The organism is Streptomyces sp. HNM0645 (assembly GCF_030056615.1).
GTDB classification, from domain to species: Bacteria; Actinomycetota; Actinomycetes; order Streptomycetales; family Streptomycetaceae; genus Streptomyces; species Streptomyces marianii.
Genome location: NZ_JASHLT010000017.1, coordinates 146,811 through 170,041, shown reverse-complemented (window position 1 = coordinate 170,041; position 23,231 = coordinate 146,811). Strand labels below are relative to the sequence as shown.

The following is a 23,231-nucleotide window of genomic DNA, read 5'->3' as shown; positions in this document are numbered from 1 at the left end:
CGCCCTCCGCCGTGCTCAGGGCTGTTCCGGTGACCGCGCCGGATCGCCCGCGGTGTCCGCAGCCCCGGCCGGGTCCGCCGGCTCCGCCTCCACGGGCGGAACTCCCGACGCCGTGCCGAAGGCAGCGCGGAGTTCCTCCCGCAGGGATCGCTGGAAGGCCGTGACCAGGGCCTGGATCACCATCGGTTGCATATGGGCCGAGAGGGACTTCATCGCGGCGACATGGTCCGGATCGGACTCGCGCTCGCGGTAGGGGCCCCACACCTCGTCCCGGAACAGCCTGGTCAGCTCCTGGGCGGCGGCGCGGGCGTGCTCCAGCAGGACCGTGCGGGAGGCCAGGATCGTCTCGTGGGCGATGGGGACGTCGAGCAGTTCGACGCCGAGTCGCAGCAGCCCGCCGTCGAGCCGGAACACGTCCGGCGCGGCGGTGCGGTCCAGCACGCCCATGGCCGCGAGCCGGTCGACGTCCTGCTCGGACAGCGGCCGCCCGGCCCGGCGCACCAACTCCTCCAGACCGGTCTCCTCGGCGGATTCGGGCGCCCAGGAGGCCACCAGGGCCCGGTGGATCGCCAGGTCCTGCGCGCTCAGCCCCGGAGGCAACTGCTCCAGGTAGCGTTCGATGGCGGCGAGCGTCATTCCCTGGTGCTGAAGCTCCTCGATCAGGGCCAGTCGGGAGAGGTGCTCGGCGCCGTAGTGGCCGACGCGGCGCGGGCCGATCTGCGGCGGCGGCAGCAGACCACGGGTGCTGTAGAACCGGATGGTGCGGACCGTGACGCCCGCGCGGGCGGCCAGCTCGTCGACGGTCAGCGTCGGCCCCTCGGTTTCGGTCGCCATCGTCTTCCTCGCTCCCTGCGTACACCCGTCTGGTGCAACAGTATTGCTGTCTCACCAGAGTTGTGAAACCCGGGGGAGAGCAGGGGCCGATTGTCGGAGGCGCCCCGTAGCGTGGAGCCATGACGGGGATCGCATACGTACGGGGGACGCCACCGCTCCACGGGGCAGGGGCGTCAAGCTGATCGTGCATGTCTGCAGCGATCTGGGCGGCTGGGGCAAGGGCTTCGCCGCCGTCTCGCGCCGCTGGGCCGAGCCGGAGAAGGAGTACCGGCGCCGGCACCGGGAGCGAGCCCGCAACGACTTCGGTCTCGGCGCGGTCCGGTTCGTGTGTGCCGGGCCGTACGTCTGGGTGGCCGACACGGTGGGCCGGCGCGGAACGCGCAGGGGAAGCAAGGGGGTTCCCGTGCGGTACGAGGCCATCGACGCGGGCGCTCGGAGCGGTCGCCGCGAAGGCCGCCGAGCTCGGAGCCTCCGTCCACATGCCGAGGATCGGCTGCGGGCCGGAGGGTGGCACCCGGTCCCGGGTGGAGCCGCTCGTGCGGGTCCGGCTCGTCGAGCAGGGCATACCGGTGACGGTGTACGACCACGGTCCGGAGCCCGCGTGCGGCCCGGTCCGCGCCTGACGCTAGAGTGCGGTGCTTGTTCGAGCGGCGCACGGCAGAGCGGGGGAGAGCGTGAGTGCGCAACTGAGGGAGACCGCCGTAGAGTTGGCGGATCTCCTGTGGCGTGAACACACCGTCTACCGGGACCACGCGGGAGGCGTGGTCATCCGGGGCGAGCACGTCCGGCGCTGGATCAGCCTGGCGCCGAGCGGCGGCCGCGACGAGATCCTCCTGCGCGCCGGCCGCATACTCGACGGCGGTACGACGGCTCCCGCGCGCTCGGAGGCGGTGATGCACGTCGGGGCCGGGACGGCCGAACTGGCCGCCGTCTGCCGCCGGCTGCTCGCCGAGGCCGCCGCGGACCCTTCGCCGCGCGTGGTCCCCCCGGCCCTCGCGCCCGCAGCGCGGACCAGGCGGTTCTCCGTACGCTCCGGGGGCTCGCCGCGGCCGGCCCGGTCCGCACGTGCCGGTCGCAAGCGGACTCCGCGTACCGGACGGCACACGGGCTTCGGATCCTGGGTGGTCATCCTGTGCGTGGCCGCGACCATCGCGCTGTACGCCTGGAGCGCCGCCGCCTGGTACCGGTAGGAGGGGGCCGCCGCCGGGTGGGGCACCGGCACAGCACCAAGGGCGCCGGACGGTCACCGGACCGGGCCGTCACCGCGCCGAGCGGTCGCCGGGGGTGAGGCGGTCACACCACCGAGCGGGCAGGTGGCCGATCCGGGCGGTCACCGGGTGAAGTGGTGGTCCAGCGCGGCGTGCGGGTCCTGGCCGGCCGTGCCCGCGTGGTCGATGTGGACGGTCGCGCCCGCCAGCCGGGGCACCGTGTGGAGCAGGGCGTGTTCGGCGGCGACGGCCACGGCGTGGGCCTGTACGACCGTGAGCCCCGGGTCGACTTCGACCGACGTCTCCGCGCGCAGGGTGTGCCCGATCCACCGCATCCGCACGGCCCCCACGGCCCCTACGCCCTCCACGTGGGCAAGCGCGTGCTCGGCCGCGTCGACCAGGGCCGGATCCACGGCGTCCATCAGTCGGTGCCAGATCTCGCGAGCCGCGCCACGCAACACCAGGAGGATCGCCCCGGTGATGACGAGGCCGATGAGGGGGTCCGCGTACCGCCAGCCCAGTGCCGCGCCCCCGGCGCCGAGCAGCACGGCGAGGGAGGTGAACCCGTCGGTGCGGGCATGCAGTCCGTCGGCGACGAGCGCGGCGGAGCCGATGCGGCGCCCCGTGCGGATGCGGGCCCTCGCCACCCACTCGTTGCCCGCGAACCCCACGAGCCCGGCCGCCGCGACCGCAGGGAGGTGCGTGATGTCCTGGGGGTCCAGCAGCCGCCGGACCGCCTCGTACCCGGCGAAGGCGGCGGAGGCTGCGATCACCAGGACGACGAAGACCCCCGCCAGGTCCTCGGCACGGCCGAAACCGTAGGTGTAGCGCCGGGTGGCGGCGCGCCGGCCCAGTACGAAGGCCAGGGCGAGCGGCAGCGCGGTGAGCGCGTCGGTCGCGTTGTGGACGGTGTCGCCCAGCAGCGCGACCGACCCCGACAGCGCAGCGATGACCGCCTGGACAGCGGTGGTCGCGGTCAGGACGGCGAAGGAGAGCCAGAGGGTGCGCAGCCCTTCGACCGAGCCTTCGAGTGCCGCGTCGATGCGCTCGCCGTGATGGTGATGGTGATGGTGTCCACGGCCGTGGCCCTGACGCCGCCCGTGCCGGTTCCCGTGTTCGTGCCCGCGGTCGCCCGCGGGCCCGCCGGGACCGCCGGCCGTGTGGCCCTCCGCGTGCCCGTGCGTGTGCCCCTGACCCGTCATGGACACCACCATGACAGCCGGAGAGGCCTGCAGCCACTGCCGAAGAGCGGCCCCTGACCAGCTGCAAAAGCCTTGCGGCTACGCCTGGGCGGCTACTGCCCGAAGGCGGCGACCGGGTAGTGGTCCGAGAGGTTGGTGTAGGTGTAGTCGGTGCCCCAACTGGTCACCGTCCAGGGCTCGCTCTGCTCCTTGACCACGTCGTTCCGCCAGCCGCTCGGGCGGACGTGCCCGGCCCGGTGCAGGACGTGGTCGAGGTCCTCGCGCGGCTCGCCCGGATAGCGGTCGGCCGCGATCGAGTTGTCCCGGGGGTCGAAGGAATACGGGTGCCCGGTGCGGCTGTCCGCGTCGGCGAGCCCACCGTCCGCCAGCATGGTCGCGTACTCGGGCGTGCGCGAGTCGACATTGAAGTCGCCCGCCACCAGCACCTGCTCGGAGGCCGGGATGTTCTTGGCGTCGAGGAACGCGTCGAGCGCCTTGAACTGGCGGCTGCGCATCCGCGCCGCCTCACCCGCCGCGCAGCCCGGGTCGGTCGACTGCGCATGGGTCCCCACCACGTGCACCCGGCTGCCGTTCACGTCCAGGACCGCGTACACGAAGCCCTTGTTGGACCACCAGTCGGAGCCGCAGGCGTCCTTGTAGACGTACTGCTCCTTGCGCACGATGGGCCACTTGCTGAGGACCGTGACCCCGCCGTCCTCCGGCACCGTCGCCGAGTACGCGCCGCCCGTCGCGTCCCAGCCGCTCTTGCTGCGGCCCATCACGGGAGTCTGGTACGGGTACTGGGTCCGGGCGTTGCGCTGCAGCGCGTCGGACGAGGAGTTGTCGAACGCCTCCTGGAGCACGACGACGTCGTTGCCCTGGAAGTACGGGGCCTTCGGGATCTCGGCGGCCCTGTGGTCCTGGCCCCAGTTGGGGTACAGGGTCCTGCTGAAGAGGAAGACGTTGTACGTCAGGACCTTCAGCGAGGGCGTCGCCGCGGCGGTCTGCCCGGCGGGGGAGGCGGACGCCGACGGCGCGGCGACCGCCAGGGTGGCGGCGGCGACCGCCGTGGAGAGGGCTGCGCCGGACGCGCGGCGGAGCACGGATTGCGGCACTGGAACTCCCGTTTCTGGTGGGGGTGGGGGTGGGGGTGGGGTGCGGGTGATACCGGCGCACATCAAAGCAGCGGCAGTTACCTTCGGGTAACCGTCAGGTGCCGGGTTCCTTGCCGGAGTTCCACGTTCCTGGGAACGTTTGCGGACAGCTCGCGTCCGGGGGTTCTCCAAGGGGACTTCCCGGGACGGATCGGTCCCCCACCGCCTCTCGTCCGGCCGTGATCGCATACTGGAGGTGTGAGAGAGCGCGCGTCGCACCGCGCCCGCCTGCCTCCGGGAGCACACCGATGACCAGGCCGCAGGAGCCCCCGCCGTGGAAGACGGACGGCACGGGCGGGCCGGACCCCCTGCCCCCGCCGCCCGGCGGCGTCCTGTGGACCCTGGTCGGCGACGTGCGCGGGCTGCTCATGCTTCCCGCCGCGCTCGCCCTGCAGGTCGCGCACCCGGCCGTCGGCGCGGGCGTCGACGAGCACTCCGTCTTCCGCACCGACCCCTGGGGTCGCGGCGAGCGCTCACTGCGCTCGCTCCAGCTGTGGGTGTACGGCGGGGCCGCCGCCGCCGAGGAGGGTCGTCGTCTGCGCCGGCTGCACCGGGGCATCCAGGGCACCGACAGCAGGGGCCGCCGCTACCACGCGCTCACTCCCGGGTACTACGCGTGGGTCCACGCCACCGGTTTCCCCGTCCACCACCACGCGATCCGCTATCTGTACCGCCCGTTCACCGAGGCCCAGGAGCGACGGCTCTACGAGGAATGGCTTCGGGTCGGCCGGGTGCTCGGCATCCGGGACCGCGACATGCCGGGCACCGTCGAGGAGTTCTGGCCCTACTACCGCAAGGTCCTCGCCGACGAGGTCGAAGCCACCGCCGTCGTCCGGGATCTCCTCGCCACCGACCGCGGTCTGCCGCCGCCCGCCCTCGGACCCCTGCCGCTGAGACTGCTGCTGCGCCTGTGCTGGCCGCTGATCCTGCCCCGGTTCCTCCGGCTGAGGCGCTTCCTCACCGTCGGGCTGATGCCGCCGGACGCCCGCGAGGCGATCGGACTGTCGTGGACCGCCGGACAGGAGCGGCGGCTGCGGCGCTTCGGCCGGGCCGTCAGGATCGTCGTGCCCCTGCTTCCGGAGCGGCTGCGCTATCTGCCGCAGGCCAGACAGGCCCGCCGCCGGGCCCGGGCCGAGGGCCGGCTGCCGACGGCGCGCGCGAGGTGACGGCTCCCGCCCGGGCGGCCGACGGTCTGCCGCCCGGGCGGGGACGATCGCGGGTCGCCGACGCCGGTTCACCGCGTCACGGCGAGCCGGCGCGCCGCCGTCGTCCGCCCCGGCAGGCCGACGTCCTCACGGAGGAGGGGCTCGGGTCGCCGGCCCAGGGGCCAGGCCCTACCGGGGAGCGGGACCCTCGCGCGGGGGCGCGGGCCCGGGACCGGACGCCGGCCCCGGACTCAGGTCCGCCGGGTGGCGTGACGCCCGCGCCGGGGCCCACGTCCTGGCCGGGTCAGCGGAACGCCGCGCCCGGACTCGTGTCCTGCCGGGTCGCAGGGCGCTCGCGTCGGGACTCCCGCAGAGGCCCGGGGGCGTGACGCTCGTGCCGGCGCATGCGCGGGCCCCGCAGCCGTGGGACGGTTCAGGCGGTGGCTCGCCGTACCAGCAAGGTCGGTGTGATCACCGAGGCCGGGGGAGCGGCCTCCGTGTCCCGACCGTCGAGCAGGGCCATCAGCAGCCGTACCATCAGCCGCCCGTTGCCCTCGATGTCCTGGCGGACCGTCGTCAGTGGCGGATCGGTGGTCTCCGCCACCGACGTCATGTCGTCGAAGCCGACGACCGCGATGTCCTCCGGCACCCGCAGCCCCCGCTCGTGCAGCAGCCTCAGCGCCCCCGAGGCCATCAGGTCGTTCGAGGCGAACACCGCGTCCGGCGCCCCCGTACCCGCGTCGAGCAGCGCGGCCATCGCCGACTCCCCGCTGCGCGCCGTGAAGTCGCCCTGGGCGGTGAGCCCCGGTGCTGCGTCCGGCAGCACGTCCCGGTAGCCGTGGAGTCGGTCGAGCGCCGACGTCTGGTCCCGGGGGCCGGCGATATGGGCGATCCGGGTGCGGCCGAGACCGACGAGATGGCGCACCGCCGCACGGGCCCCGCCCCTGTTGTCGCAGTCGACGTACGGCACGGCGTGCTCGGAGCCGGCGCCCGGGCCGCCGGGGCGGCCGCCGAACACCGCCGGCACCCCCGACCCCCGTACCACCGAGGGGAGTTCGTCGCTCTCGTGGAGCGAGAAGGCGAGCGCGCCGTCGACGTGGCCGCCGCCGAGATAGCGGGCTATCCGGTCGTGGTCGTCCGGGCCCTCGACCCACAGCAGTACCAACTGCGAGTCGTTGGCGCTCAGTTCACGGCTGATGCCGCGCACCTGGCGTTCGAAGAAGGGATCGGAGAACACCCGGAACTCCGGCTCCGCGATGATCACGGCGACCGCGCCGCTTCGCCGGGTGACCAGACTGCGGGCCGCCTGGTTGGGTACGTAGCCGAGCTCGGCGACCGCTTCCCGCACCCGGTCGGCCACCGGGGCGCGCACCCCCGCCCCGCCGTTGACGACCCGGGACACGGTGGCCCGGGAGACCCCGGCCCGTGCGGCGACGGCTTCCAGGGTGGGTCTGGGCCCACTGCTCCGATCGGGCACGGGACGCTCCTCACCGGCGGTGTCCGTACGGGTGGCACAGGTCGTGCGGGGCCAGCGTAGCCGCAGGTGCCGCGGCCCCGGAGCGGGGCGGCGGCATCCGGTGCCACGGGTCAGTCGCGGTGGTCCCGGCCGTGACCGCGGTCGTGACCGTGACCGCCGTCGTGGCCGTGCACCGTGTCGGTGGCGGCGATCCTCCGGTACGACCTGGGCTCGGCGGGCCGGGCATCGGACCGCGTGACGCCGGGTGCCTTCGAGGCCCCGCTCGCCGCCGCAGCGGGCGCGGCCGGCTTGGACGGCTCGTACAGCCAGGTGCCGAAGAGGTCCGCGAGCGGTCTCCCGGAGACCTCCTCGGCGTACTGCACGAAGTCGCCGACGCTGGCGTTGCCGTCGGCGTGCGCGGCCGGCCAGCCCTTCAGGACCGCGAAGAAGTCCTCGTCGCCGATCGTGTTGCGCAGCGCCTGCAGGGCGAGCGCGCCGCGGTCGTACACGGCGATGTCGAACTGCCTGTCCGGCCCCGGGTCGCCCGGCTTCACCGTCCAGAAGGGATCGTCGGCCGGGTGCAGGGCGTAGACGTAGTCGGCCAGCTCCTGTGCCGTGCCCTCGCCCTCCTTCTCCGACCACAGCCACTGGCTGTAGCGGGCGAAGCCCTCGTTGACCCAGATGTCCTTCCAGCCCTTCACGGAGACGCTGTCCCCGTACCACTGGTGGGCCAGCTCGTGCACGACGACCGAGACGTTCGCGCCGTTGGCGAACTGCCGCGGGCTGTAGAACGGCCGGGTCTGGGTCTCCAGGGCGTACCCGCTGGGCACGTTGGGGACGTAGCCGCCGAGCGCGTTGAACGGGTACGGCCCGAAGACCCCCTCCAGCCACTCCGCGACCTCGGCGGTCCGCTCGACGCTGGCCCGTGCCGCGCCCGCGTTGCCCCCGAGGTCCTTGCTGTAGGCGTTGAGGACCGGCAGTCCGTTCGCGGTCGTGTCGGTGGTGATGTCGAACTTCCCGACGGCGAGCGTGGCGAGATACGTGGCCTGCGGCTTGTCGGACCGCCAGTTGTAGCGGGTCCAGCCCAGCCGCGACGAGCGGGAGCGCAGCACGCCGTTGCTGATCGCCTGGGTGCCGTCCGGGACCGCGACGGAGATGTCGAAGGTGGCCTTGTCGAGCGGATGGTCGTTGGACGGGAACCACCACACGGCCGAGGCGGGCTCCTGGGCGGCGACCCCGCCGTCAGGGGTGCGGTGCCAGGCGGTCCAGCCGTCGATCTTCAGTTCCGAGGGTTTTCCGGAGTACCTGACGACCACCGTGACCGGGCGGTTCTCCTCCAGCGGTGCGGCCGGAGTGATCTCCAGTTCCTGGCCTCCGCTCCGGGTGAACGCCGCCGTGCGGCCGTTCACCCGTACCTCACTGACCGTCAGGCCGAAATCGAGGTTGAACCGGGAGAGGTCCTGCCGGGTGGTGGCGAGAATGGTCGCCGTGCCCTCCAGGAGATCCGTTTCCGGCTGGTACTTCAGCCGGAGGTCGTAATGCGCCACGTCGTATCCGCCGTTGCCGCTGGACGGATAGTAGGGGTCGCCGATGCCCGGGGCCCCGGGCACGCCCTGCCCGGGGGACTTCCCGGGAACCCCGGCAGCGGCGGAAGCCGGGATCGCCAGCAGAAGAGATGCCGCAACCGCGCTCGGGACGAGAATTCTGCGCTGCACGAATGCTCCCAACATCAGGGGGTGCTGATCACATCACGGGGTGTTGATCTTTTCGGACCCTATTCACGCGTCCGGCGCTCCGGCATGTCCATGGCGCCTTCCGTCGCACGAGCGCCATTCGGCCGACCTGGCGCCCGGTCTCCCATTCGTCGCTCCTGTCCTCGAACGGCCCACTACTGCCCTCTGTCGCACGGAAGTTGACGGGAGTACCGTCCGCCCATGCCGATACGTGTGCCGCACGTCCGACTCACCGGCAGAACCCTCGCCGCGGCGGTCGCAGCCGCTCTGATGTCCGTCCTCGTCCCGCAGAGCGGCGCACACGGCGCCGCGCCCCGGGAGGGCGGACCCGTCCACTCCTACGACGACGCGATACGGGAGTCCGACCGGGTCGGCACCCGGCTCGACGGCGACGGCGGCGGGGGCGGTCGCAGCGACCGCGTCGACGTCGACACCGTCCGGACACGGGATCCGGCGCAACATGGCCGGAAACTACCCGTCGCCATGGACGCCGGCCCGAATTACTCCTGCTGCGGGCGCGGCAACGAGAGCCGGCGGAGAACCCGCGGCGCACACGGGAATCCCGTCGCCTTCCCGCCGTACGGCGACCACTGCTTCGTGCAGTGCGGCTGCGGCTTCGTCGCGGTCGACCTCGCCGGCTCCAGCCGCTCGACGGCTGCGGCCGACGTCGGGAGCCGCTCCGACGTCCAGTCCGCCGAGGCCGCCGTCGGCCGGCTGAACGGCCACACCCGTGCCTTCACCACCCGCACCGGGACTCAGGGCGCCGCCCCAGGAGCACCGGGAACGCGGGGGTGAACGGCAGGAGCCGGGACGCCGCCGTCGCCGACGGACGCGGGCCCATGGCCGGCATCGAACGCGCCCCCGGACAGTGGCCCACCGGCCGCGTCCGGTCCTCGGCGCCCGGCTCGACGGAGTGAGCGCACCACGTCCGATCCGACCCGTCCCGGAGGCAGCAACCGATGCACCCTCGTATCCGCACTTTCGCCGCGGTGGCCTGCGCACTCGCCGCCGCGGTCGCCGCACCGGCACCCGTCCGGGCAGCCGCCGCGCACGCTGACGTGCCGCGCACCGGATTCGAGGCCTCCGGTGGTGCCCGCTGGACCACCCAGCCAGAGGAGTGGGCGTTCCTGGACGCCGTCGACCGGTCGAGCGACCGCGTGTCGCTGAGCACCGTCGGCAGGACCGGACAGGGCCGCCCGCTCCAACTCGTGCGCATCGGCGGCGACCGGCCCACCGCGAACACCGTGCTGCTGATCTGCAGTCAGCACGGCGACGAGCCGTCCGGCCGCGAGGCGTGTCTCACCACGGTCCGGGACCTGGCCCGGGCCGGGGACGCGGGGACCCGCCGCCTCCTGGCCCGTACGACCGTGCTCGCCATACCGACCGCCAACCCCGACGGACGCGCGGCCGGCACCCGCGGCAACGCCGACGGAGTGGACGTCAATCGCGACCACATCGCGCTGAGGACCGCCGAAGGCCGCGCCATTGCCGCCGTCATCCGCGACCGCCGCCCCGACATCGTCTACGACCTGCACGAATACGGCGCCACACCCCGCTACTACGACAAGGACCTGCTCGCCCTCTGGCCGCGCAACCTCAACACCGCCCCCGATGTGCGCCGCGAGGCCCGCACCCTCTCCGAGACCTACGTCCGCCCTGCCGCCGCCGGCGCGGGCTTCAGCAGCGGCATCTACGGCATCTGGACCGATCCCGTCACCGGTGAGCCCGTCCGGCAGGTCGCTGGCGACGGCCAGGAGCGCATCCTGCGGAACACGGCGGGGGTGAAGCACTCCGTCGGCCTGCTCGTCGAGACCCGGGTCGACGCCCTCACCGACGCCGAGACGGCGGACCCCGCCCTGAACAACCGGCGTCGTGTCGCTTCCCAGCTCGCCGCCCTGGGCGGCGCGTTCGCCTTCGCCCGCGAGCGGCGCGACCGGATCGAGGCCGCGACCACAGCGGCCCGGCTCGCCGGATTCGCCGATCGCGGCCCGGTGTGGACCGGCGGCGCCGACAACGACCCCGCGACCGCGGACGAGACCATCCAGGACCCGCCCTGCGGCTACCGGCTCACGGCCGCGCAGTTCTCCGAGGTCAGGGACGAACTCGCCCTGCACGGAGTGGTCTCCAGGCCCACCGCGGACGGCGCGGTGGTACCGCTGCGGCAGCCGCTGCGGGCGCTCGTCCCCCTGCTGCTCGACGAGCGGGCCGCCTACCGCCTCACGGTCGGGAGCCCGATCATCCGCTGCTGATTCCGTATGAACCACGTCGTATGTGGTAGGAGGGCCTACGGAGAACGAAGCCCGGCTCCGTTTACCCGCGAAAGGGGCCTTCAGTGCCGCATGACGAGTCGCATGACGCAGAACGACCGGACGACCGGGGGGATCCACCGGTGACGGACGTTCCCGGCCGTCCGGACGTGACGAGGTACGGCAACGTCACGGACCGGGTCGTCTTCGGGGTAACCGCCGTCCTCACGGTCGCGTTCGTGGTCTGGGGCTCCGTCGCCACGGACGACCTCGAGCGCGTCTCCAGCGGCATGCTCGCGGGCCTCATCCACAACGGCGGCTGGGCGTTCGTCCTGGCCGCCTCCGGCTTCGTCATCTTCGCCCTCTGGCTCGCCATGAGCCGCTACGGACGCATCCCGCTCGGCAGGGAGGGCGAGGAACCCGAGTTCCGCACCGTCTCCTGGATCGCGATGATGTTCAGCGCGGGCATGGGCATCGGGCTGATGTTCTACGGAGTCAGCGAGCCCCTGGCACACTTCACCGACCCGCCGCCGGGTACCGATCCCGCCGACGCGGCCCAGGCCATGGAGACCGCGATGGCCACGACCCTGTTCCACTGGACGCTGCATCCGTGGGCCATCTACGCCGTGGTCGGGCTCGCCATCGCGTACAGCACCTTCCGGCGCCGGCGCCGCCAGACCGTCAGCGCCGTCTTCGAGCCGCTGATCGGCAGGAAGCACGCCTTCGGGTGGGGCGGGCGGCTCATCGACATCCTGGCCATCTTCGCCACGCTGTTCGGTTCGGCCGCGTCCCTCGGACTGGGCGCCCTCCAGATCGGCAGCGGAGTCAGCGAGCTGGGCTGGATGACGAAGGTCAGCACGGCGCTCCTCGTCGCCATCATCGCGGTGCTGACGCTCGCCTTCGTCCTCTCCGCCGTGTCCGGCATCGAGAAGGGCATCCAGTGGCTGTCCAACACCAACATGGTGCTGGCACTGCTGCTCGCCGTGTTCCTGTTCGTCGCCGGACCGACCGTCATCGTGCTCGACCTCCTCCCCACCTCTATCGCCACCTACTTCGGCGAACTGCCGCAGCTGATCGGCCGGACCGAGGCGGCCGGCGGTGCCGGGGTCGCCGACTGGCTCGGCAGCTGGACGGTCTTCTACTGGGCCTGGTGGATCTCCTGGACACCGTTCGTGGGCATGTTCATCGCCCGCATCAGCCGGGGCCGGACGATCCGCCAGTTCGTCGGCGGAGTGATCCTCGTGCCCAGCACGGTCAGCCTCTGCTGGTTCGCGATCTTCGGCGGCACGGCGATGACGCTCCAGGAGCAGGGCCGGCTGGGCGACGAGACCACGCCCGAGGGCCAGTTGTTCGCCGTGCTCCAGCAGTACCCCGCCGCCACCGTGACGAGCATGCTCGTGATGGTCCTGGTCGGCATCTTCTTCGTCTCCGGAGCGGACGCGGCGTCCCTCGTGATGGGGACACTCTCGCAGAAGGGTGCCCTGGAGCCGGGACGGTTCGTCGTGGTGTTCTGGGGCACCGTCACCGGCGCCGTCGCGGCCGTCATGCTGCTGATCGGCGGCGGGAAGGGCGACGCCCTGGCCGGGCTGCAGAACCTCACGATCCTGGTCGCGGCCCCGTTCCTCGTCGTGATGATCGCGATGTGCTTCGCGCTGATGCGCGATCTGCGCCACGATCCGATCATCGTGCGCGGTGAACGGGGCGAGGAGGTCGTCGATCTCGCCGTCATCGCGGGCCACGAGAGGTACGACGGGGACTTCGAGCTCCGTATCGGGCCCACACCGCCGGAGAAGTGAACTCCGGCTTCCGGGGGCGGTGCCGGCCGACGGCCCTTGCCGGGCGGTCGCCGTCGCGGTGTGACCGGTGACGAGGACGGCCGGCGACGACGGCGGCCGTCCGCTTCGGCGCCGGCGCCCCGCCGCGCGGCCGCCGCGGTCCGGCGCGGACCCATCGGTCAGCCCGCCAGGTCCGCAGCCGCCCTCGCGCAGCCCCAGGCCACCGTCACCCCCGCTCCTCCGTGCCCGTAGTTGTGGACCAGACGGGTGCCGTACGGGCCCGCAACGGCGGCCAGCCGCACCCCACCCGAGCGCGCCGGGCGCAGTCCGACGCGGTGGGCGAGGACCGCTGCCCCGGCGATCTCGGGGCGCACCCGGGCGCAGCGGCGGACGATCGCCTCGGCCGTCGCCGGGTCCGGCTCCAGTGACCAGGACCCCTCGACCGCCGTACCGCCGAGGACGAGCCGGCCCGGTTGCGGGAAGAAGTACGTCAGCTCGCTCGACGCCTCGTCCGCGGCCGCGTACCAGGTGTCGATCCCGGGGTTCTCCACCAGTACCAACTGGCCCCGCACCGGAGTGAGTTCCGGGTCCGGAACCAGCTCGCGCGCGCCGAGCCCCGTGCAGTTGACCACGACCGGGGCCCCGGCCGCGGCCTCGTCGAGCGAGCCGGCCGTGCGGAGCTCCACGTTTCCGCCCGCCGCCTCGAACCTGGCCCGCAGCCAGCCCAGATGAGCGGGCATGTCGATCAGCGGCAGCCGCGCCCACAGCCCGGACGCGACCCCCGCCGGCCGCTCCTCGGGCGCCAGTTCGCGCACCATTCCCGTGAGTTCCCGGGCCCAGGGCCCGAGCGCGGCGGGCGACAGGCCCGGCTGCACTCCCGGCACCAGCCGCACCCCGGTCTCCTCCGGCCGCTCCGCCAACTCCTCGTACACCCGGAGCGACGTGAGCGACCATGCGCCGACGAGCGCCTCCGGTTCGATCCGGTACGGCCACCACAGGGCGCCCGCCACCGCGGACGTGGTCGCCCCGGCGGGCTCACGGGTCCACAACCGCACCCGCCGCCCCCGCTGGGCGAGTTCCACCGCCGTCGTCAGCCCGATGATCCCGCCGCCCACCACGATCACTTCGCCGCTCATGGCGGGACCGTACAGCGTCAATCACCGCCACCGTGCCGTCCGGCTGGTCGCCTACCGCCTCGACCGGCTCCACCGCACCCGCACCCACGAGGCCTTCGACGGCGCCCTGGAGTCCGGCACCCACCGGATCCCGCTCGACGGCAACGCCGTGAAGGGTCGGGCGTGGCCCGCGCGGCCGGGGGAGTCCTGGTCGCAGCCGTGGCGCGCTGAGCCGGGCGCCCCGGTCGGGACATCCTGATCGGTACGAGCCGGACGTCCCGGTCACGGCGCTGCTCCGCCGAGGGCCGGGCGGGTGGCTCCGGGCACCGGTGTGCGGCGGGACGTCCTGGGCGCACGGGTGTCACGGTGCGTCTCGGGTCACCCACCGGTTCGCCCGGGCTCAGCGCCGCCGCCGGTACTGCCCTTAGGATCTGTCCCCTGATGACCGCAACCCTCGTCGCCAAGGACCTCGCCGCCGGACACGGCGCCCGCACCCTGTTCGCCGGGCTCGACCTCGTCGTCGCCCCCGGCGACGTGATCGGCCTCGTCGGCGTCAACGGCGCGGGCAAGTCCACCCTGCTCCGGCTGCTCGCCGGCCTCGACACACCGGAACGCGGTGAGCTGCGGCTCTCCCCGCCGGCCGCCTCGGTGGGCCACCTCCCGCAGGAGCCGGAACGGCGGGACGGCGAAACCGTACGGGAGTTCCTCGCCCGCCGGACCGGGGTCGACGCGGCCCAGCGCGCGATGGACGAGGCCACCCAGGGCCTCGTCGACGGCACGCCGGGCGCCGACGACGCCTACGCGGCGAGCCTCGAGCGCTGGCTCGCGCTCGGTGGTGCCGACCTGGACGATCGCGCCGAGGAGGTCGCAGGCTCGCTCGGCCTCGCCGTCGGCCTCGACCAGCCGATGACCTCGCTCTCCGGCGGCCAGGCCGCCCGGGCCGGGCTCGCATCCCTGCTCCTCTCCCGCTACGACGTCTTCCTCCTCGACGAACCGACCAACGACCTCGATCTGGACGGCCTGGAGCGGCTGGAGGAGTTCGTCACCGGCCTACGCGCCGGGACGGTCGTCGTCAGCCACGACCGCGAGTTCCTCGACCGCACGGTCACCAAGGTCCTCGAGCTCGACCTCGCCCAGCAGCAGATCACCCTCTACGGCGGCGGCTACGCGGGCTATCTGGAGGAACGGGAGACCGCGCGGCGGCACGCCCGCGAGGACTACGAGGAGTACGCCGACAAGAAGGCCGCCCTCGAGGGCCGGGCCCGGATGCAGCGGTCCTGGATGGACAAGGGCGTCAAGAACGCCCGTCGCAAGGCGGGTGACAACGACAAGATCGGCCGAAAGTTCCGTAGCGAGGCGAGCGAGAAGCAGGCCGCGAAGGCCCGCCAGACCCAGCGCATGATCGAACGGCTCGACGCGGTCGAGGAGCCCCGCAAGGAGTGGGAGCTGCGGATGGAGATCGCGGCCGCGCCCCGCTCGGGGTCGGTCGTGGCGACCCTCCGCGACGCGGAGCTGCGGCGGGGCGACTTCCGGTTCGGACCGGTGTCGCTGCGGATCGACTGGGCCGACCGCGTCGCCGTCACCGGTGCCAACGGCGCCGGCAAGTCGACGCTGCTCGCCGCCCTCCTCGGCCGCCTCACGCTGGACTCCGGGCACTCGGCCGTCGGTTCCGGGGTCGTCGTCGGCGAGGTCGATCAGGCCCGTCGGCTGTTCCACGGCACGGACTCGTTGCTGGACGCGTTCTGCGCGGCGGTTCCCGACACCGAGCCCGCCGACGTCCGCACCCTGCTCGCCAAGTTCGGCCTCAAGTCGGATCACGTCCTGCGCCCGGCGATCAGCCTGTCCCCGGGGGAACGGACCCGGGCGGCTCTCGCGCTGCTGCAGGGCCGGGGCGTCAATCTGCTCGTCCTCGACGAGCCCACGAACCACCTCGACCTGCCGGCCATCGAACAGCTGGAGTCCGCGCTCGCCTCGTACACGGGCACGCTGCTCCTGGTCACCCACGACCGGCGGATGCTGGACACCGTCCGCACGACCCGGCGCCTGGAAGTGGCGCACGGCAAGGTCACCGAGTCCTGAAGAAGACCGAGCATGACGACCGACCCCCTGAACCGGCTGTTCGAACTTGTCGACAGCCTCGGCTCCGTCGACGAGGCGATCGGTCTCGCCGACGCCGTCGCGGCTTCCGGTGATCGCTCCCTCCTGCCGCGCCTGGAGGCGGCGATGGGCCGTTTCCTCGGCGAAGGGAACTTCTACGCCCGAGAGATACTCGGCGGTGTGATCGCGTCACTCGGTGGCACCGGCACGCTCCCGCTGCTGCTCCGCGCCTCGGCCGTCGACCTCGGCGACGACCAGGACGGCCTGGCGACGGAGATCGTCGACCTGGTCCAGTCCGACCCGGACGGGGCCCGCACCCTGCTGGAAGCGCTGACGAAGGACGCGGACCCGGTCGTCGCCGAGCGTGCGGCATGGGCGCTGCGTTTTCTGCCGGGGCCTCCGCGGGCCTGAGCGAGCGTCACGGAGGCTCCGCCCGGCGTCGGGAGTCCCGGCCGCCGGCCGGGCGGTGTGGCGGGGCACCGTGCGGCGCGCGACCACGTGCCCGGGTGACTCCGGCCGCCTCGGGCAGCCGGACGACCGCGGGGGCCGCAGCGCGAAGTGAAGTGGGGCCCGGACCGGCGCCTGCCCCGCCGACGCGCCGCGGTCCCACGGCGCGTCGGCGGGGCAGGCGGGCTACGCGCTCGGGCTCGTGGCGGCGAGCAGCCGGCACAGGGTGCCCCGGTGGAGTTCGGCGACGGGGCCGACCAGGTCGGGGTGGCGCAGCAGCGGCGCCGCGCGGTGGTCGCGAGGGCTGGGAATGGTGAGCCGGCGCGCGGTACCCACGGAGCCGGTACCGTGGTGGGTCGCGGAGGCGCAGGCCGCCGCCACGGTCGCGAGTTCCGCGTCGGCGAGCAGACATGCCGCCCAGCTGACGACGGTCTCGTCCACCCAGGTGCGCCAGACGTGTTCAGGTCCCTCCGGCGCCTCGCCGGCACCGCTGACCGCATCCAGTCGCGCGGTGTCCCCGGGGCCGAGGAGATGCAGCAGCTCCGCGTCCAGCTCGGTCGGGTAGCGCAGGGCGGCGGCGATGGTCGCCGCGTGTCCGGCCTGGGCCTCGGCCAGCGCACGGTCGAGCGCACCGGCCTCCGGCGGGAACGCCGAGAGGAGCCAGCGGGTGGCGGCTGCGATGACGGGCGACAGGTCACTGGGCATGTGGGGCGGAACCATCCTCGACGTGTGCTCGCCGTGGTCGTGCCGGAGCGGGCGAGTGCCTCCGCGCCAAGGCGTGCGAGTGGCAGGCAAGCGTAGGAGCGGAGGTCCGCACGACGACAGGACGCAGGTCACAACGGCTTTCCGTGCCCGTGCGAACACATACCGCGGTCGGGTCGTGCCGGGTGGGCGCGGGTGTCGGGTCCCGTCGGCGCGTACCGGGCGCCCGGGCGGCACGCACCGCCGCGCGAGCACGGCGGCGATCGGACGAGGGAGCGCACCGACGGCCGTGCGGCCCCCGGCCGCGCGGAACGGGACCGCGCGGCCGGGGCGGGGTCAGCGCCCGCCGCGCCGCTCGTCGCCGAGGAGACCGGCCCGGCGCAGTGCGTCCGCCATCGCGCTGTTGGCGGGCGCGGCTGCCCGGCGGTCCGACGAGCCCGAGCCGGTGCCCGCCCTGCGCTCTCGGCCGCCCTGGCGCTGCTGCGGCGGCCGTCCGCCGCCCTGGCCCCGGTCGCGGCGCTGGCCGCCACCGCCGCCCGACTGCGCCGCGGCCTCGTCGTCCAGCCGCAGGGTCAGCGAGATCCGCTTGCGGGGGATGTCGACGTCGAGGACCTTCACCTTGACCACGTCACCCGGCTTCACCACGTCCCGCGGGTCCTTGACGAACGTGCGCGACATCGCGGAGACGTGCACGAGTCCGTCCTGGTGGACGCCGACGTCCACGAACGCACCGAACGCCGCGACGTTGGTGACGACGCCCTCCAGCACCATCCCGGACGCCAGGTCGGAGATCTTCTCGACGCCGTCCTTGAAGGTCGCCGTCCGGAACGCGGGACGCGGGTCGCGTCCAGGCTTCTCCAGCTCCCGCAGGATGTCCGTCACCGTCGGCAGACCGAAGGTCTCGTCGACGAAGTCGTCCGCGCGCAGCGACCGCAGCACGCCGGTGTTGCCGATGAGCGCCGCGACCTCGCTGCCGGTCGTCTTCACCATGCGCCGCACCACCGGGTACGCCTCGGGGTGCACGCTGGACGAGTCGAGCGGGTCGTCGCCGCCGCGGATCCGCAGGAAGCCAGCGCACTGCTCGTACGCCTTCGGGCCGAGCCGCGCCACGTTCCTGAGCTCCCGGCGGGAGTGGAACGGGCCGTTCTGGTCGCGGTGGGCCACGATGTTCTCGGCGAGGCCCGTCCCGATGCCCGAGACCCGGGAGAGCAGCGGCGCGGAGGCGGTGTTCACGTCGACGCCGACGCCGTTCACACAGTCCTCGACGACCGCGTCCAGCGAACGCGAGAGCTTCACCTCGGAGAGGTCGTGCTGGTACTGGCCCACGCCGATCGACTTGGGGTCGATCTTCACCAACTCGGCGAGGGGGTCCTGCAGCCTGCGGGCGATGGACACCGCGCCGCGCAGCGAGACGTCGAGGCCCGGCAGTTCCTGCGAGGCGAACGCGGACGCGGAGTACACCGACGCGCCCGCCTCCGACACCATCACCTTGGTGAGCTTCAGCTCCGGGTGCTTCGCGATGAGGTCGGCGGCCAGCTTGTCCGTCTCGCGGGACGCCGTGCCGTTGCCGATGGCGACCAGCTCGACGGCGTGCTCCTTGGCCAGCCGGGCCAGCTTCGCCAGCGACTCGTCCCACTTGTTCGCGGGTACGTGCGGGTAGATCGTGTCGGTGGCGACGACCTTGCCGGTGGCGTCCACCACCGCCACCTTCACCCCCGTGCGGAAGCCTGGGTCGAGGCCCAGCGTCGCGCGCGTGCCGGCGGGGGCGGCGAGCAGCAGGTCCCGCAGGTTGGCGGCGAAGACCCGTACGGCCTCGTCCTCGGCCGCCGTCCGCAGCCTCAGCCGCAGATCGATCCCGAGGTGCACCAGGATCCGGGTCCGCCACGCCCAGCGCACCGTGTCCAGCAGCCACTTGTCCGCCGGTCGGCCCCGGTCGGCCACGTCGAAGCGCCGGGCGACCATGCCCTCGTACGTCGAAGGACCGTCCGTGGGCTCCTCGGGTTCCAGCTCCAGGCTGAGCACGTCCTCCTTCTCGCCGCGCAGCATCGCGAGCACGCGGTGCGAGGGGAGTTCGGTGAACGGCTCGGCGAAGTCGAAGTAGTCGGCGAACTTCGCGCCGGCCTCCTCCTTGCCGTCGCGGACCCTCGCCGCCAGCCGGCCCCGGGTCCACATCCGCTCCCGCAGTTCGCCGATGAGGTCGGCGTCCTCGGAGAAGCGCTCGGTGAGGATCGCCCGGGCGCCCTCCAACGCGGCCGCGGCGTCGGCGACGCCCTTGCCGGCGTCGACGAACGCGGCGGCGGCCGCGAGGGGTTCGACCGCCGGGTCGCCGAGCAGCCCCTCGGCGAGCGGCTCCAGCCCGGCCTCTCGGGCGATCTGCGCCTTGGTGCGCCGCTTGGGCTTGAAGGGGAGATAGATGTCCTCCAGGCGGGCCTTGGTGTCGGCGGCCCGGATCTGCGCCTCGAGCTCGTCGGTGAGCTTGCCCTGTTCGCGTACGGACTCGAGCACCGACGTCCGCCGCTCCTCCAGTTCCCGTAGATAGCGCAGCCGCTCCTCGAGCGTGCGCAGCTGCGCGTCGTCGAGCATCTCGGTCGCTTCCTTGCGGTAGCGCGCGATGAACGGGACGGTGGACCCGCCGTCGAGCAGCTCGACGGCCGCCTTCACCTGCCGCTCCCGTACGCCGAGCTCCTCGGCGATCCTGCCTTCGATGGACGTCGTCACGGTTCCCGACTCGCCTTCCGATACCGGCTGTGCCTGGAGGCCGCGCGGACCGGTGCCCGCGCGATCTCTTCGGCTGCATTCTGCCGGGTGGGCGGGGGCCGTGTCGCGCGTCCCCCCTACGCGCGGCGCGTACGTCGCCCGTGTCCCGCCGCGCCGCCGAAGAGACGGGCCAGCAGGCGGAACGGGAAGGTGACGACGGCGGCGGCGATGCCACCGAGGGTCCTGAGCGCGTCGGCGACGGCACGGAACACGGTTTGCCTCCTCGGTTCGGACACGTTGTCGTGCTCGGTACCGGGTTGCCGTGCCCCGTGCCGCCAAACCCACCCGGCCGCCGGGGCCGAACGCCGGCCGGCCGGTCCGGCGAGGTTCCGCCGGTCTGCCCGTACCGTCCCGTCCCCGGTCTGCGGCGGTGGCGCGCCTCGGACCGCCGGCTCCGGCCGGCCGGCCCTGGCGGGCGGCCCGTACCGGTGACCCTCTGCCGGCCTGCCCCCGGCAGTCGGCCTCTGCCGGTCAGCCCTTGCCGGTGAGGTCCGAGGGGAAGGCGCCGGCCGCCGCGGCCGCCATGAGGAATCCGCGGCCCAGCTCGGTGAGGCGTTCGACGCCCGCCGCGCCCAGGTGCTCGTACGGGGCGAGGTCGAGCCGGTCGGTGTGCTCCTCCAGCTCGGCGCGGAGCGCCGTGCCCGCCTCGGTCAACTCGCCGTCGGCGTCGAGCAGTCCGCGCTCGCGCAGCCGGTCGGAGGCCGCCTCCCAGTCGGTGCGCCGCCAGCCGCGGCTGGCGAGGATCCAGCGCGGTGACATGCCCTTGCCGGTCGCGGTGTGGCTGACCAGCGCCTCCAGCGGGTCGAGTCCGGCGGACAGCAGTGCGGCGAGATGGCCGTCGCCGCGGTGCTCGCGCAGCAGGGTCGCCGCGTGCCAGAAGGCGAGGTGCGGTTCCTCGGGCACCGGCAGGTCGGCGTGTGCGGCGTACAGCGGGCGGGCGGGCCGGGTACAGGCCTCGGTGGCGCGCAGCGCCAGGCGGGCGGCCTCGGCCATCTCCGGCGAGGTGACGGTGTCGTCGCCGAGCAGCCGTCGCAGCGTCGCGTCCACCGCCCGCATCCGGGCGTCCAGCACCGTGGCGGGAGACGCGGTGTCCCAGACGGCCGGGAGGTGCCGGGCGATCAGATCGTGGCTGAAGTTGTAGAAGGCCGCCGCGACCGTGCCCGGCCCGACCGCGCCCAGGGCGGCGGCGCGCCCCGCGAAGTAGGCGGCGCTGTTGTCCTCGACACCGATCCCCGCGAGCTCCTTCGCGTAGTCGGGCGAGAAGTACACGGTGGAGTGGAGCGGATTGACGGCGTTGTGGCAGCGGCGTCCCGCGCGCGGGTGCAGAGAACTCATGCCCGCACGTTACCGACTGGTCGGTACGACGTGAAGACGAAGGTCTCCCTCTCCACCCGCGGAGGATCTCCCTCCCCTCCCGAAGGGGCGGCGTCCGGCCCTCCCGCAGGGACGGTCTCCGCCCGCGATGGCAGGAATGGTGGGTTTCTCGTCATTGCGGTCATGTGTCGGCGGCCGGGACGATGGACGCATGCAGGAGCGAACCGTGCTCGTGGTGCTCTTCGACGGAGTGCAGAGCCTCGACGTCACCGGCCCGGTCGAGGTCTTCACCGGCGCCAACCAGGCACCGCACGCTCCGTTCCGGTACGCCGTGCGCACCGCTTCGCTCGACGGCGGGCCCGTGCGCACCTCCAGCGGGCTCACGGTCGTCCCGGACGCGACCCTCGGTGCCGGCGGCCCGCCGCACACGCTGATCGTGCCGGGCGGGGAGGGCACGCGCCGGCCGGATCCCCCGCTGGTCGACTGGCTGCGTGCCAACGCCGGGACCGCGACCCGTCTCGTCTCGGTGTGCACCGGTGCCCTGCTGCTCGCCGAGGCCGGGCTGCTCGACGGCCACAGGGTGACCACCCACTGGTCCGTCTGCGACCAACTCGCCCGCACCCACCCGGAGGTGGAGGTGGACCCGGAGCCGATCTTCGTACGCGACGGTTCGCTCGCCACCTCGGCCGGGGTCACCGCGGGCATCGACCTGGCGCTGGCACTGGTCGAGGAGGATCTGGGACGCCGGACGGCTCTGACCATCGCCCGCCATCTGGTGGTGTTCCTGCGCCGGCCCGGCAACCAGTCGCAGTTCAGCGCCCAGCTCGCCGCCCAGAGCGCCCGGCGTGAACCGCTGCGCGACGTGCAGCAGTACATCACCGACCACCCGGACGGCGACCTGTCCGTCGAGGCGCTGGCGGGGCTCGCCGCCCTGTCGCCCCGCCAGTTCGCCCGCGCGTTCCGTGCCGAGACGGGGGTCACGCCGGGGAGGTACGTCGACCAGGTGCGCCTGGAGCACGCCCGACGGCTGCTGGAGGACACCGGCCACGGGGTCGAGGAGGTCTCCCGGGCCTGCGGTTACGGGACACCCGAGGCGATGCGCCGCGCCTTCGTGAAGGCTCTCGGCACGGCGCCCGCCGAGTACCGGCGCCGCTTCCACGCACCCGCGCGCTGAACGACCCGGTAAGGCCCGAACGACCGCAGGAGGACCGCCGGACCGGCCGCGGGAGCGCCGCCGGAGCAACCGCGGCAGCGACACCGGAAGAACCGCGGGACCCACTGCGAGACCGACCGCCGCAACCACCGCGAGAGCGGCCACCGAAAGGGACAGGACCCGCCATGCAGATCGCCATCGTGCTCTACGACGGTTTCACCAGCCTCGACGCCATCGGCCCCTACGAGCTGCTGTCCCGGCTGCCCGGGGCGGAGACCGTGTTCGTCGCCAAGGAGGCCGGCCCCGTGCGGAACGACCAGGGCTCCCTCGTCGTGGCCGCCGAGCGGGCGCTCCACGAGGTGACCACGCCGGACATCGTGCTCGTCCCCGGCGGCCCCGGCTCACGGCGCGCCATGCTCGACGAGACGATCCTCGGCTGGCTCCGCACGGCCGACGCCTCCAGCACCTGGACCACGTCCGTGTGCACCGGCTCGCACCTGCTGGCCGCGGCCGGACTGCTCGAAGGGCGTCGCGCCACGTCCCACTGGCTCGCCCTGGAGGACGTGGTGCCCTTCGGCGCGGAGCCGACGGGGGAGCGCGTGGTCTTCGACGGCAAGTACGTCACCGCCGCGGGCGTCTCCTCCGGGATCGACATGGCGCTCCACCTGCTCGGCCGCATCGCCGGCGACGAGGTCGCCCAGACGGTCCAGCTCCTCACCGAGTACGACCCGCAGCCGCCCTACGACGCGGGATCGCCCGAGAAGGCCCCGGAGCGGATGGTGGCGCAGTGGCGCACCCACGCAGGGCTGGTCCTGGGGGTGGGCGGCTGAGCACTCCCGGTCCTCCGGCGAGCCCCGCGCGGTCCGTTCCCCCGAGCCCCGAGTCCTCGCCCGACCCGGCCGCACCCCCGTCCG

The 23,231-nt window shown here is 73.5% G+C and carries 20 protein-coding genes and 1 pseudogene; 11 read left to right on the top strand and 10 right to left on the bottom strand.

What is annotated here, in order from left to right; translation table 11 throughout:
* Positions 1-15: 15 nt before the first annotated feature.
* Positions 16-834 (bottom strand): MerR family transcriptional regulator, encoded by an 819-nt coding sequence (locus QMZ92_RS14820; RefSeq protein ID WP_283297837.1) that lies wholly within the window; start codon positions 832-834, stop codon positions 16-18.
* Positions 835-953: 119 nt separating this feature from the next.
* Between QMZ92_RS14820 and QMZ92_RS14815 the strand changes: the two are divergent.
* Together QMZ92_RS14815 and QMZ92_RS14810 are read left to right on the top strand one after the other, a co-directional pair.
* Positions 954-1,457, top strand: a pseudogene (locus QMZ92_RS14815) (macro domain-containing protein).
* A 51-nt stretch (positions 1,458-1,508) separates the two neighbouring features.
* Positions 1,509-2,024 carry a hypothetical protein gene (locus tag QMZ92_RS14810; protein WP_283297836.1) on the top strand — a complete coding sequence of 172 codons (516 nt, stop codon included), beginning with the start codon at positions 1,509-1,511 and terminating at the stop codon, positions 2,022-2,024.
* 140 nt (positions 2,025-2,164) lie between these two features.
* Here QMZ92_RS14810 and QMZ92_RS14805 read toward each other — a convergent pair whose 3' ends face one another.
* Both QMZ92_RS14805 and sph read right to left on the bottom strand, forming a co-directional pair.
* Entirely contained in the window at positions 2,165-3,244 is a 1,080-nt protein-coding gene (locus tag QMZ92_RS14805; RefSeq protein WP_283297835.1) for a cation diffusion facilitator family transporter, read from the bottom strand.
* 92 nt (positions 3,245-3,336) lie between these two features.
* Entirely contained in the window at positions 3,337-4,338 is a 1,002-nt protein-coding gene (sph, locus tag QMZ92_RS14800; RefSeq protein ID WP_283297834.1) for a sphingomyelin phosphodiesterase, read from the bottom strand.
* A 287-nt stretch (positions 4,339-4,625) separates the two neighbouring features.
* Here sph and QMZ92_RS14795 point away from each other — a divergent pair, with 287 nt between their 5' ends.
* Positions 4,626-5,543: an oxygenase MpaB family protein gene (locus QMZ92_RS14795; RefSeq protein ID WP_283297833.1), complete on the top strand. Its 918-nt coding sequence runs from the start codon at positions 4,626-4,628 to the stop codon at positions 5,541-5,543.
* A gap of 412 nt (positions 5,544-5,955) precedes the next feature.
* On the opposite strand, the gene QMZ92_RS14790 is transcribed toward QMZ92_RS14795, so the two are convergent.
* Both QMZ92_RS14790 and QMZ92_RS14785 read right to left on the bottom strand, forming a co-directional pair.
* Positions 5,956-6,999 carry a LacI family DNA-binding transcriptional regulator gene (locus tag QMZ92_RS14790; protein ID WP_283297832.1) on the bottom strand — a complete coding sequence of 348 codons (1,044 nt, stop codon included), beginning with the start codon at positions 6,997-6,999 and terminating at the stop codon, positions 5,956-5,958.
* Between the two features lie 110 nt (positions 7,000-7,109).
* Positions 7,110-8,693 carry a M1 family metallopeptidase gene (locus QMZ92_RS14785; RefSeq protein WP_283297831.1) on the bottom strand — a complete coding sequence of 528 codons (1,584 nt, stop codon included), beginning with the start codon at positions 8,691-8,693 and terminating at the stop codon, positions 7,110-7,112.
* A 219-nt stretch (positions 8,694-8,912) separates the two neighbouring features.
* Between QMZ92_RS14785 and QMZ92_RS14780 the strand changes: the two genes are divergently transcribed.
* The 3 genes from QMZ92_RS14780 (at position 8,913) to QMZ92_RS14770 (ending at position 12,753) form a co-directional block, all read left to right on the top strand.
* Complete coding sequence (locus QMZ92_RS14780; RefSeq protein WP_283297830.1) at positions 8,913-9,506, top strand: hypothetical protein; 594 nt, start codon at positions 8,913-8,915, stop codon at positions 9,504-9,506.
* A gap of 164 nt (positions 9,507-9,670) precedes the next feature.
* Positions 9,671-10,960 carry a M14 family metallopeptidase gene (locus QMZ92_RS14775; RefSeq protein WP_283297829.1) on the top strand — a complete coding sequence of 430 codons (1,290 nt, stop codon included), beginning with the start codon at positions 9,671-9,673 and terminating at the stop codon, positions 10,958-10,960.
* Positions 10,961-11,100: 140 nt separating this feature from the next.
* Positions 11,101-12,753, top strand: coding sequence for a BCCT family transporter (locus tag QMZ92_RS14770; protein WP_283297827.1), 1,653 nt, complete (start codon positions 11,101-11,103; stop codon positions 12,751-12,753).
* A gap of 158 nt (positions 12,754-12,911) precedes the next feature.
* Here the strand turns inward: QMZ92_RS14770 and QMZ92_RS14765 are convergent, their stop codons facing one another.
* On the bottom strand, positions 12,912-13,868 hold the full coding sequence (locus QMZ92_RS14765; protein WP_283297826.1) for an FAD-dependent oxidoreductase: 957 nt from the start codon (positions 13,866-13,868) through the stop codon (positions 12,912-12,914).
* On the opposite strand from QMZ92_RS14765, the gene QMZ92_RS14760 reads away from it, so the two are divergent.
* From QMZ92_RS14760 to QMZ92_RS14750, 3 genes are all read left to right on the top strand, one after another.
* A complete protein-coding gene (locus QMZ92_RS14760; RefSeq protein ID WP_502962057.1) occupies positions 13,867-14,106 on the top strand; it encodes a hypothetical protein in 240 nt (79 codons plus the stop codon). The genes QMZ92_RS14765 and QMZ92_RS14760 overlap by 2 nt on opposite strands.
* A gap of 182 nt (positions 14,107-14,288) precedes the next feature.
* On the top strand, positions 14,289-15,926 hold the full coding sequence (locus tag QMZ92_RS14755) for an ABC-F family ATP-binding cassette domain-containing protein (protein ID WP_283297825.1): 1,638 nt from the start codon (positions 14,289-14,291) through the stop codon (positions 15,924-15,926).
* 12 nt (positions 15,927-15,938) lie between these two features.
* On the top strand, positions 15,939-16,355 hold the full coding sequence (locus QMZ92_RS14750) for a hypothetical protein (protein ID WP_283297824.1): 417 nt from the start codon (positions 15,939-15,941) through the stop codon (positions 16,353-16,355).
* A gap of 222 nt (positions 16,356-16,577) precedes the next feature.
* On the opposite strand, the gene QMZ92_RS14745 is transcribed toward QMZ92_RS14750, so the two are convergent.
* The 4 genes from QMZ92_RS14745 to QMZ92_RS14730 form a co-directional block, all read right to left on the bottom strand.
* Positions 16,578-17,096, bottom strand: coding sequence for a hypothetical protein (locus tag QMZ92_RS14745; protein ID WP_283297823.1), 519 nt, complete (start codon positions 17,094-17,096; stop codon positions 16,578-16,580).
* 333 nt (positions 17,097-17,429) lie between these two features.
* Positions 17,430-19,811, bottom strand: a complete 2,382-nt coding sequence (locus tag QMZ92_RS14740) for a Tex family protein (protein WP_283297822.1) — start codon at positions 19,809-19,811, stop codon at positions 17,430-17,432.
* Between the two features lie 116 nt (positions 19,812-19,927).
* Positions 19,928-20,062: an LPFR motif small protein gene (locus QMZ92_RS14735; protein WP_283297821.1), complete on the bottom strand. Its 135-nt coding sequence runs from the start codon at positions 20,060-20,062 to the stop codon at positions 19,928-19,930.
* A gap of 259 nt (positions 20,063-20,321) precedes the next feature.
* Positions 20,322-21,185: an SCO6745 family protein gene (locus QMZ92_RS14730; RefSeq protein WP_283297820.1), complete on the bottom strand. Its 864-nt coding sequence runs from the start codon at positions 21,183-21,185 to the stop codon at positions 20,322-20,324.
* A gap of 190 nt (positions 21,186-21,375) precedes the next feature.
* On the opposite strand from QMZ92_RS14730, the gene QMZ92_RS14725 reads away from it, so the two are divergent.
* A complete protein-coding gene (locus tag QMZ92_RS14725) occupies positions 21,376-22,338 on the top strand; it encodes a GlxA family transcriptional regulator (protein WP_283297819.1) in 963 nt (320 codons plus the stop codon).
* 164 nt (positions 22,339-22,502) lie between these two features.
* Positions 22,503-23,147 (top strand): DJ-1/PfpI family protein, encoded by a 645-nt coding sequence (locus QMZ92_RS14720; RefSeq protein ID WP_283297818.1) that lies wholly within the window; start codon positions 22,503-22,505, stop codon positions 23,145-23,147.
* Positions 23,148-23,231 lie beyond the last annotated feature (84 nt).